The organism is Parendozoicomonas verongulae, from assembly GCF_009711465.1.
Taxonomy (GTDB): Bacteria; Pseudomonadota; Gammaproteobacteria; order Pseudomonadales; family Endozoicomonadaceae; genus Sansalvadorimonas; species Sansalvadorimonas verongulae.
This window is the reverse complement of record NZ_SMME01000635.1, coordinates 2,235-2,484: the sequence shown is the minus strand read 5'-3', so window position 1 is coordinate 2,484 and position 250 is coordinate 2,235. Positions and strand designations below refer to the sequence as shown.

1 protein-coding gene is annotated in these 250 nt (G+C 54.0%); it reads left to right on the top strand.

The genetic code is table 11. From position 1 onward, the window contains the following. On the top strand, positions 1-250 hold a 250-nt coding region (locus E1189_RS24925), incomplete at both ends, for a hypothetical protein (protein ID WP_230460026.1).

The window sequence follows — 250 nt, the reverse complement described above, 5'->3', positions numbered from 1 at the left end:
TCTTCAGACAAAGTCTATTCCGCTTCAGCCTGTCAGCCAGCATTTGCAGACACTCGCGAGGGCATTGTCAGAAGAGGAGCTGGATAGCGACAGGATTCCGGAATTATTTGCCCGCCACTACAGGCTTTACCTTCTGGCAGCCGGGACGACTGTCCAAGCATTGTCTACAGACGCACCCAAGGTAGCAAAGCAGGGTGCCTGTGATAAAGGACTTTGCCAATGGCTGAACCAGACTGTGCGATCCCTGCCC